This is a genomic window from Pseudonocardia pini (genome assembly GCF_013870575.1).
GTDB classification, from domain to species: domain Bacteria; phylum Actinomycetota; class Actinomycetes; order Mycobacteriales; family Pseudonocardiaceae; genus Pseudonocardia; species Pseudonocardia pini.
Genome location: NZ_JACBXB010000165.1, coordinates 1 through 8,734 on the forward strand (window position 1 = coordinate 1; position 8,734 = coordinate 8,734).

11 protein-coding genes are annotated in these 8,734 nt (G+C 74.2%); 6 read left to right on the forward strand and 5 right to left on the reverse strand.

From position 1 onward, the window contains the following. Nucleotides 1-156: 156 nt before the first annotated feature. The 5 genes from H5J29_RS12225 (at nucleotide 157) to glmM (ending at nucleotide 3,420) form a co-directional block, all read left to right on the forward strand. Complete coding sequence (locus tag H5J29_RS12225) at nucleotides 157-468, forward strand: WXG100 family type VII secretion target (RefSeq protein ID WP_181781056.1); 312 nt, start codon at nucleotides 157-159, stop codon at nucleotides 466-468. 5 nt (nucleotides 469-473) lie between these two features. Further along, nucleotides 474-761: a WXG100 family type VII secretion target gene (locus tag H5J29_RS12230; RefSeq protein WP_181781057.1), complete on the forward strand. Its 288-nt coding sequence runs from the start codon at nucleotides 474-476 to the stop codon at nucleotides 759-761. Between the two features lie 267 nt (nucleotides 762-1,028). Beyond that, on the forward strand, nucleotides 1,029-1,472 hold the full coding sequence (rplM, locus tag H5J29_RS12235; RefSeq protein WP_181781058.1) for a 50S ribosomal protein L13: 444 nt from the start codon (nucleotides 1,029-1,031) through the stop codon (nucleotides 1,470-1,472). A 32-nt stretch (nucleotides 1,473-1,504) separates the two neighbouring features. Beyond that, nucleotides 1,505-2,065, forward strand: a complete 561-nt coding sequence (rpsI, locus tag H5J29_RS12240) for a 30S ribosomal protein S9 (protein WP_312858179.1) — start codon at nucleotides 1,505-1,507, stop codon at nucleotides 2,063-2,065. Between the two features lie 11 nt (nucleotides 2,066-2,076). Then, a complete protein-coding gene (glmM, locus tag H5J29_RS12245; protein WP_181781059.1) occupies nucleotides 2,077-3,420 on the forward strand; it encodes a phosphoglucosamine mutase in 1,344 nt (447 codons plus the stop codon). A 252-nt stretch (nucleotides 3,421-3,672) separates the two neighbouring features. Here the strand turns inward: glmM and H5J29_RS12250 are convergent, their stop codons facing one another. From H5J29_RS12250 to H5J29_RS12270, 5 genes are all read right to left on the reverse strand, one after another. After that, nucleotides 3,673-4,011, reverse strand: coding sequence for a hypothetical protein (locus H5J29_RS12250; RefSeq protein WP_181781060.1), 339 nt, complete (start codon nucleotides 4,009-4,011; stop codon nucleotides 3,673-3,675). Continuing rightward, a complete protein-coding gene (locus H5J29_RS12255) occupies nucleotides 4,008-4,259 on the reverse strand; it encodes a hypothetical protein (RefSeq protein WP_181781061.1) in 252 nt (83 codons plus the stop codon). Before H5J29_RS12255 ends, H5J29_RS12250 begins: the two co-directional genes overlap by 4 nt. 214 nt (nucleotides 4,260-4,473) lie before the next feature. Further along, nucleotides 4,474-4,926 carry a hypothetical protein gene (locus H5J29_RS12260; RefSeq protein ID WP_181781062.1) on the reverse strand — a complete coding sequence of 151 codons (453 nt, stop codon included), beginning with the start codon at nucleotides 4,924-4,926 and terminating at the stop codon, nucleotides 4,474-4,476. Nucleotides 4,927-4,939: 13 nt separating this feature from the next. Next, on the reverse strand, nucleotides 4,940-7,954 hold the full coding sequence (locus H5J29_RS12265) for a bifunctional [glutamine synthetase] adenylyltransferase/[glutamine synthetase]-adenylyl-L-tyrosine phosphorylase (protein WP_181781063.1): 3,015 nt from the start codon (nucleotides 7,952-7,954) through the stop codon (nucleotides 4,940-4,942). Between the two features lie 65 nt (nucleotides 7,955-8,019). Beyond that, a complete protein-coding gene (locus tag H5J29_RS12270; protein ID WP_181781064.1) occupies nucleotides 8,020-8,391 on the reverse strand; it encodes a DUF6027 family protein in 372 nt (123 codons plus the stop codon). Between the two features lie 35 nt (nucleotides 8,392-8,426). On the opposite strand from H5J29_RS12270, the gene H5J29_RS12275 reads away from it, so the two are divergent. Continuing rightward, on the forward strand, nucleotides 8,427-8,734 hold a 308-nt coding region (locus H5J29_RS12275; RefSeq protein ID WP_181781065.1), incomplete at its 3' end, for a hypothetical protein.

Consider the following 8,734-nt stretch of genomic DNA (forward strand, 5'->3'; position numbering starts at 1 on the left):
ACCCACCGGGCGGGTCCGCCCGGGTCGACGCCGCCTGCGCGCTCGTCCGGGAGTCCGTCGGGCCCGCCTGATTCGCGATCGCGAACGGTTCCCCCGTTCCACCCCGGCGCGCGCCGGACGCTGCCAGGCTCGCCGACACCGACCAGAGGAGGAGCCATGACCAGCGGTTTCGGCACGACGACGGAGGAGATGGCCCGCGCGGGGCGCCAGGTCCTCGCCACGGACGAGCAGGTCCAGTCCGAGCTCGCGGCGCTGCGTGGGCAGCTCGCGCCGCTCGCGGGGGCGTGGCGGGGCGAGGCCGCGGTCGCGTTCTCGGGGCTGATGGCCCGGTGGGACGCCGACGCCAGGGCGCTCTCCGCCGCGCTGCGGGGGATCGGCGAGGCGATCGTCGGGTCCGGGGTGAGCTACCAGCGGGTCGAGGAGGACGGCTCCGCCGGGCTGTCCGCGATCCGCGCGGCGCTGGGCTGAGCGCCGTGGGGGAGATCAGGGTCACCTTCGGCGAGCTCGCCGCCGCGCAGACCGCCGTCGCGGGCACCGCCGCCCGGATCGCGGGCAGGCTGGACGACCTCAAGCGCGAGCTCGCCCCGCTCGTCGGCACCTGGGAGGGGCAGGCCGCGACCGACTACGCCGCCCGGCAGCGGCAGTGGGACGCTGCGGCGGCCGACCTCGCCGCCGTCCTCGCCCGGATCGGTGGTGCGCTGGGGCAGGCCAACGAGGGATACCGGCAGGTCGAGCAGGCCAACGCCCGTCGCTGGGCCTGAGGTCGGTGGCCCCGCCGTCGCGGCGGGGCCACCCGGGCGTCACGCCCCGGACGGGGGCGCGTACCCTCCAGTGAGCAGGGCTTCCGTGGTGCCGAGGGGGCGTTTTGACCTCCCTTCCGGGCGACGGGTACCCTGACTGTTCGTTGTGCGACGGGTGGAGACCCGTACCGCTGTCTTCGGACGGTCGGTCGGCGTCCGCTCCGCCGCACGAGACAGAGAGACTGACTTCGAGGCAGCTCCCGAGCCCGAGAACGACGAGGTAGACCCGTGCCCACGTACAGCCCCAAGCCCGGTGAGATCACCCGTGCCTGGCACGTGATCGACGCCACCGACGTGGTGCTCGGTCGCCTGGCCACCCACGCCGCGACTCTGCTGCGCGGCAAGCACAAGCCGACCTACGCCCCGCACATGGACACCGGCGACTTCGTCGTCATCGTCAACGCGGAGAAGATCGCCGTCTCCGGCAAGAAGCGGGACGACAAGTTCGTCTACCGGCACTCCGGCTTCCCGGGCGGCCTCAAGCAGCGCTCGGTCGGCGAGATGATCGACACGCACCCGGACCGGCTGGTCGAGAAGGCCATCAAGGGGATGCTGCCGAAGAACCGCCTCGGCCGGGCGATGTCGAAGAAGCTCAAGGTCTACGCCGGCCCGTCGCACCCGCACACGGCGCAGCAGCCGCAGCCGTTCGAGATCAAGCAGGTCGCGCAGTGACCAACCCCGAGAGCACCGAAGAGGGACAGAGCGTGAGCACCCCCGAGTCCGCCGACCAGGAGGTCTACACCTCCGAGGACAGCGCTGCGGCCGCCGAGCCGCTCGACTACACCATCGGCGACGCCGCCGCGTTCGACAACGCCGAGGCGGGCGACGAGACCGAGGTCGCGGCGGACGAGTTCGCCGTCGAGGCCCCGCTCGTCTCCGACCGCCCGATCCAGACGGTCGGCCGCCGCAAGGAGGCCGTCGTCCGCGTCCGTCTCATCGCGGGCTCGGGCCAGTTCCAGCTGAACGGGAAGTCCCTCGAGGACTACTTCCCGAACAAGCTCCACCAGCAGCTCATCAAGGAGCCGCTGGTCACGGTCGAGAAGACCGAGCGCTTCGACATCTTCGCGAACCTGCACGGCGGCGGCACCTCCGGCCAGGCCGGTGCGCTGCGCCTCGCCATCGCCCGCGCGCTGATCGAGGTCGACTCCGAGGACCGCCCGCCGCTCAAGAAGGCCGGCTTCCTCACCCGGGACGCCCGCGCCACCGAGCGCAAGAAGTACGGCCTCAAGAAGGCCCGTAAGGCGCCCCAGTACTCGAAGCGCTGACCGCACGTCGGATGCGTCGACTCTTCGGAACCGACGGCGTCCGAGGCCTGGCCAACGGCGAGCTCCTCACCCCGGAGCTCGCCGTCGCCGTTTCCGCCTCGGCCGTCCGGGTCCTCGTCGCCCACGCGGCGGCGGGTGACGCGCACCGCCCGGTCGCCCTGGTGGGCCGTGATCCACGGGCGAGCGGCGAGATGCTGGAGGCCGCGGTCCTGGCCGGGCTCACCTCGGCGGGTGCCGACGCGGTCCGGCTCGGCGTGCTGCCCACCCCGGCCGTCGCGCATCTCGTCGAGGCGCTGGGTGCGGACCTCGGCGTGATGATCTCCGCCTCGCACAACGCGATGCCGGACAACGGCATCAAGCTCTTCGCCGCGGGCGGGCAGAAGCTGCCGGACTCGCTGGAGAGCGAGATCGAGCGAGGTCTCGACTCGACCGCCCCGCGCCCCACGGGTGCCGGGGTCGGGCGCGTCCGGGAGCTGCCGGACGCGGTGGAGCGGTACGTCGCCCACCTCCTCGCCGCCACGCCCGGTTCGCTGTCGGGCATCCGTGTGGTCGTGGACTGTGCGCACGGGGCCGCCTCCGAGGCCGCGCCCGTCGCCTACGCGAAGGCGGGCGCCGACGTCGTGGCCCTCCACGCCTCGCCCGACGGGCTCAACATCAACGCGGGCGTCGGCTCGACCCACATGGATCCGCTGCAGGCGGCCGTGGTCCGCGAGCGCGCGCATCTCGGCATCGCACACGACGGGGACGCGGACCGCTGCCTCGCCGTGGACGCCGACGGTCGCGTGGTGGACGGCGACCAGCTGATGGCCGTGTTGGCGCTGGCCATGCGGGACTCGGGAGAGCTGGTCGAGGACACCCTGGTCGCGACCGTGATGAGCAACCTGGGGCTGCACCTGGCGATGCGGGGTGCCGGGATCACCGTGCGCACCACCGCCGTCGGGGACCGGTACGTGCTCGAGGATCTCCGCGAGCACGGGTTCAGCCTGGGGGGAGAGCAGTCCGGGCACGTCGTGCTGCCGCGGTACGCCACGACCGGGGACGGGCTGCTCACGGCCCTGCGGGTGATGGCGCGGATGGCGCAGACCGGTCGGTCGCTGGCCGAGCTGGCGGGCGTGGTCACGGTGCTGCCGCAGGTCCTGCAGAACGTGCGGGTCGCGGACAAGGAGGCGGTCGCGGCCTCGCCCGCGGTCGCGGCGGCGGTGGCCGAGGCGGAACGGGAGCTGGGCGACACCGGCCGAGTCCTCCTCCGCCCCTCCGGCACCGAGCAGCTGGTCCGGGTGATGGTGGAAGCCCCCACCCAGGACTCGGCCGACACCCTGGCCACCCGGATCGCGGCGGTAGTAGCCACCGCCTGAGTCCCGCGACCAGGCGTCCCGGCGCGAGCCCCCGCGAGTCCCCCACTCTCGACGCGCGAGTCGGACACGGGTCGTCCGCGAGTCCCCCACTCTCGACGCGCGAGTCGGACACGGGCCTCCCCGAATCGGGGGCTGGAGCCGGCGCGTCGCGTGAGGGTGGGTGTCGCACCTGGCAGTCGTGCCCGTCGTCCTCTGAAGGGTGCGCGAGTCGTCCCTGCAGGAGCAACGAGTCGCAGCGTCGGGGTGCGCGTGTCAGGCGTTCGGAACGTCGGTCGACCCGTCGTTCAGCAGCGGCAGTCGCACACCGCGCTCCTCGCTCTCTCGACGACCGCTGATCCCGGGCAGCGGTCGAGGGGCGGGGGACACGACCCCACCCGCACCGGCGATCAGGGCTGCGACCTCCTCCGCCGCTCGGGCGGCGCGCTGGGCCTGGAGGTCGAGCTCGTGACCGACCCGGGCGATCCCCGCCGCCATCTCGCGGCCCCGCTCGTCCCACCAGCTGTCCGCGACCATCCGGCTGATCCGAGCCGCTTCCTCGGCCGCTTCGACGAGGTGCTGGGCCAGGGCGTCCGGGCTCGCCGGGTGCCTCACCGGGGCGGGTCCGCGAACCCTCGGGCGGCCGCGCGGTCGGCGTCGCCCAGACCCACCGCCGTGCGGCGGAGGACGACCGCGGCCTCGCCGAGGATCGTCCGTGCTGCGGCGAGAGCCTCCGGCAGGTCGTCGAGGACGAGTGACTGTCCGGCGTGCCGAGCCAGCACCTCGAGATCCGCCGCCAACATCGCGGCGCGGACGGCGGCGGCGTCGAGCCCCTCGGGATCGAGACGGAGATCCGGTTGCACGACGGGATCGTCGCGCGGTGGCCGCTGGACGCGGCCCGGTTCGGTCGTCTTGTTCGCGATCGTGAACGTCGGCCGCTCCTCGCCCGAGGAGTGCCGAGCGGCCCGCGGACTCTCAGAAGGCGGCTCACCGACCCTGAGAGCGACTCGCGGAGACGATGTCCGACTCGTGCGCTCACCTGTCCGACTCGCGCGTCGAGAGTGGGGGACTCGCGGGTCAGGGGGTGAGCTGTTCGACGGTCGTGCCGGGGACCTTGCCGTCGACCAGGTCGTCGACCCGGTCCTCGTCGCACAGCTCCTTCAGGAGGAACGCGGTGACCAGGGATCGGGTGATGCGGCGGGTCTTGCCGTTGGGGCCGCCGGAGAGCAGCAGGTCCGACCAGTGGATGCCCGCGAGGAAGCCCGTGTGGCCCGCCTTCGGCAGCGTGCGGACCCAGCGGGGACCGGCGCAGGCCGCGGCGATCTGCGCGGCGTGTCCCGCCGCCGGGGCGACCGTGTCGTTGCCCGCCACGATGTGCTGCGCCGACACCTTCCCGCACCCGTGGACCGGCGAGCCGGTCGAGGGCTGGTGCCGCAACGAGACCTGCGACGGGATCTGCGACTGCACCGACATCAGCTGCGGCTGCTGCGACTGCTGCTCGGACTGCGACTGCTGTTCCTGCGACTGCAACTGCTGAGGGCCGCTACTGCTCCCAGCCGTAGAAGGCGGTCTCCACCACCGCGCGGGCGCGGCGGGTGGTGCGGCGGTAGTCGTCGAGGAACTGGCCGGGGTCGCCGTCGGGCGGGTAGCCCAGGGCCGTGGCGATCGCGGCCAGCTCCCGGCCCGAGCGCGGCAGCTGGTCCCCCGGCTTGCCCTTGACCAGCATGATCGCGTTGCGCGCGCGGGTGGCGAGCTCCCAGCCCGCCCGCAGCTCCGCGGCGTCGGAGGCCGAGATCAGGCCGGCCTCGGCGGCCTCCCGCAGACCGTCCAGGGTGGACGTCGTGCGCAGCTCCGGGAGGTCCCCCGCATGCTGCAGCTGCAGCAGCTGCACCGTCCACTCGACGTCCGCGAGCCCCCCGTGCCCCAGCTTCGTGTGGGTGGTGCGGTCCGCGCCGCGCGGGAGCCGCTCGTCGTCCACCCGCGCCTTGATCCGGCGGATCTCCATCACCGCCTCGGGCGGGAGCCCGTCGGCCGGGTACCGGACCGGGTCGATCACCTCGACGAACGCCCGCCCCAGCTCCGGGTCCCCCGCCACGGGCCGCGCCCGCAGCAGCGCCTGGGCCTCCCAGGCCTCCGACCAGCGTGCGTAGTAGTCGCGGTAGGACTTCAGGGTGCGCACCAGCGGGCCGGAGCGGCCCTCGGGGCGCAGGTCCGCGTCGACGACCAGGGCGGGATCGGGGCTCGGCGCACCCAACCGTCGTCGCACGATCTCGACCACCGACGTCGCGAACCTGACGGCCTCGCCGTCCGTCACCTCCGGCGCGGCGGGCTCGCACACGAAGAGCACGTCCGCGTCGGAGGAGTACGCCAGCTCCGCCCCGCCGAGCCTGCCCATCCCGATCACGGCGATCCGCGCGCGCACCGGCCCGTCCCCTGCCACGTCCTTGACCGCGGCGGCCAGCGTGGCCCGCAGCACGGCGATCCAGACCGTGGACAGCGCCTCGCACACCTCGGCGACCGACAGCTTTCCGAGCAGGTCCGCGCACGCCACCCGCAGCATCTCGTGGCGCCGCATGGACCGTGCGCTGGCCACCGCGGAGGTCAGGTCCGGCTGGCGCGCCACCGCGGCCAGCAGCTGCTGCCCGACGGCGGCGGGGTCGCGGGTCAGCTCGTCCGGCTGCCCGGGCGACGGCGTGACGAGCACCCGCAGGATCTCCGGGGCCCGCACCAGCAGGTCCGGGACCAGCGCGGACGTGCCCAGCAGGTACATCAGCCGGTCGGCGACCTGCCCCTCGTCGCGCAGCAGCCGCAGGTACCACGGGGTGGTGGCCAGCGCCTCGGACACCTGCCGGTAGGCCAGCAGGCCGCGGTCCGGGTCGGGGGTGGCGGCCAGCTCGTCGAGCAGGACGGGGAGCAGGGTCTGCTGGATCGACGCGGCCCGCGAGACCCCGCCGGTCAGCGCGCGCAGGTGCCCGAGGGCACCCTCCGGCGATGCCCAGCCCAGCGCCTTGAGCCGCGCCGCCGCGGCCTTCTCGGACAGCCGCGTGGCGGCCGCGGGCATCCGCGACACCGTCTGCAGCAGGGGACGGTAGAAGAGCTTCTCGTGCAGCCTGCGGACCCGCAGCGCGTTGCGCTGCCACTCGGCCATCAGGACGCCGACGACGTCGTGCCGCCCGTCCGGGCGCATCCGCGCCGCCCGGGCGAGCCTGCGCAGCGCGTCGGTGTCGTCCCGGGCCGGGAGCAGGTGGGTGCGGCGCATCCGGTGCAGCTGGAGGCGGTGTTCGAGCAGCCGCAGGAAGCGGTAGGAGGCGGCGAGGTTGGCGCCGTCGTCCCGGCCGACGTACCCGCCGTCCGCCAGGGCCGCGAGGGCCTCCAGGGTCGACGGCGAGCGCAGCGACTCGTCCGCGCGGCCGTGCACGAGCTGCAGCAGCTGCACGGCGAACTCGACGTCTCGCAGGCCCCCGCGGCCGAGCTTCAGCTCGCGGTCGGCGTGGTCGGGCCGGATGTGCTCGACGACCCGGCGGCGCATGGCCTGCACGTCCGACACGAAGTCGTCCCGACCGGCCGCGCTCCACACCATCGGGGCGACGGCCTCGGCGTACGCCGCGCCGAGCTCGGCGTCCCCGGCGATCGGCCGGGCCTTGAGCAGGGCCTGGAACTCCCAGGTCTTCGCCCAGCGCCTGTAGTACGTGACGTGCCCGTCGAGGGTGCGGACGAGCGCGCCCTGCCGCCCCTCCGGGCGCAGGTTGGCGTCGACCTCGAAGCAGGCCTCGCCCGCGATCCGCATGACCCGGCTCGCCAGCTTCGTCGCGACCGGGAGGTCGCCCTCGCCGACGAAGATCACGTCGACGTCGGAGACGTAGTTGAGCTCGTGCCCGCCGCACTTGCCCATCCCGATCACGGCGAGCCGGGTGTCCGGGTCCGGGTCGATCTCCTCGGTCGCGATCGCCAGCGCGGCGCGGATCGCGGCGGCGGCCAGGTCGGCGAGCTGGGCGGCGACCTCGTCCACCTCCATGACCGGCAGGGACTGCTCCCCCACCGCGGCCAGGTCGGCCCCGGCGAGCCCGACCAGCTCGTCCCGGTAGGCCGTGCGCAGGGTGGTGACGGCGGCGGACCCGGTGAGCTGCGCGCGCGGCCGCTCGGCCTCGGGATCGGCCCCGACGGCGCGGAGCAGGCGGTTCGTGCGCTGCACGACGTCCGGCGGCGGGTCCGCGCGGTCCGGCGTGTCCGCGAGCAGGGACCAGCGGTCCGGGTGGGCGATCAGGTGGTCGCCGAGCGCCGTCGAGGCCCCGAGCAGCGCGAACAGCCGCCCGCGCAGTCCGACGTCGGTGCGCAGCTCGCCGTCCACGGTCTTCCAGTCCGCCGCGGCCTTGGCGAGCCGCTCGACCTGACGGAGCGCGAGGTCGGGATCGGGGGCCCTGGCGAGGGCCCACATGACGTGCTCCGCACCCTCGACCGGCCGGTCGCCCGCCCACCAGCCCAGCTCGCGCAACGTGTCCTCGGCCCAGGGCTCGGTCAGCCCGAGCCGGGCCAGGGAGTTCCGAGTGCGGTCCGCCACGTCGAACCATCCTGCCTCATGTCGGGCCGATGACGCCGGTGGTGCCCCCGTGTTACGTCACGGTGTTACCCATCCGGGTAGACGGTGGGGTCGTCGAGCGGGACCGCCAGCCAGGACAGCATCCCCGCGAGCTCGCGGTAGGCGGCCAGCCGGGTCTCGTCCGTGCCCGCCGCCTCCGCCCGTCGGACGGGCTCGCGGAGCCGTTCGACCATCGCCGGGCCCAGCTCGAGGAGCCCGCCCGAACCCGTCGTCGCGAACCGGGCGAGGACGTAGCGGGCCAGCCCGCCGACGGGGATGCCGGTGTGCGCGGAGAGGCCGCGCAGGGTGTGCAGGGGGTCGAGCCGGTTGTAGTCGGCGACCTCGGCCTTGAACGTCGCGTCCGGGTCGTCCGCGGACCAGGGCCCCGTCCAGGGGGCGAGGTTCAGCTCGTCACTCATGCGGCTCCTGTCCGGATGGTCCGTATCCTGGACCCGTGAGTGAGTTCGACTCGGACGAGGTCCTCGAGGTCCTGCTGATGAACCCCGTGGCGCTCGCCGTCGTGGGCGGGATCCTGCTCGTCGCCGTGGTGGTGCTCGCCTTCGTGCTGCGCCGGATGTGGAAGCGCGCGCGGTCGTTCGCAGGCACCCAGCAGCACCGGATCGAACGCGCCCGCACCGAGCTGGCCGCACTGCGGTTGCCGGACGGGCCGCAGAAGCGGGCCGTCGAGCTGCGGCGGCAGCTCGCCGAGGCCGTCACGGCCACCGACCGCCAGCTCGCCGCCGCACCGTCGGTGCTGGTCAG